The organism is Streptomyces sp. NRRL WC-3618 (assembly GCF_001280005.1).
In the GTDB taxonomy this organism is placed as follows: domain Bacteria; phylum Actinomycetota; class Actinomycetes; order Streptomycetales; family Streptomycetaceae; genus Streptomyces.
This window is the reverse complement of the sequence record NZ_LGDW01000352.1, coordinates 1-317: the sequence shown is the minus strand read 5'-3', so window position 1 is coordinate 317 and position 317 is coordinate 1. Positions and strand designations below refer to the sequence as shown.

The following is a 317-nucleotide window of genomic DNA, read 5'->3' as shown; positions in this document are numbered from 1 at the left end:
GCTACGCGCAGGCCGCCCTTTCCCGCGGCAAGGCCAAGTACGACGGTGACATGGACGTCAGGCACGGCTTCGAGCACGCGGCCGCGCCAAAGGGCCCGGACCGCCCGGTGGTGGACCCACTCCGGGTGCTTCTCCCCCCAGGGGTGGTCCGGGGAGCACTGGAGGGCGAAGTCTGGGGTGGCCTCCATGCGCGGCTTGCGCGCCCGGGCCACATATTACTAAATCGGCCCAGCTTTCCTTACAAAACCCTCCCCCGGCCGGCCTGGCAGAAACGCACGCCCCTCCCGCCGTGCCCGGGCTCTCGCACACGCGAAGAT

Annotated in this window: 1 protein-coding gene; it reads right to left on the bottom strand. The window is 70.0% G+C overall.

Translation table 11 applies throughout. The annotated features are described in order from the left end of the window. Positions 1-188: hypothetical protein (locus ADL01_RS46625; RefSeq protein WP_234354794.1), on the bottom strand; the 188-nt coding region annotated here is incomplete at its 3' end. Positions 189-317 lie beyond the last annotated feature (129 nt).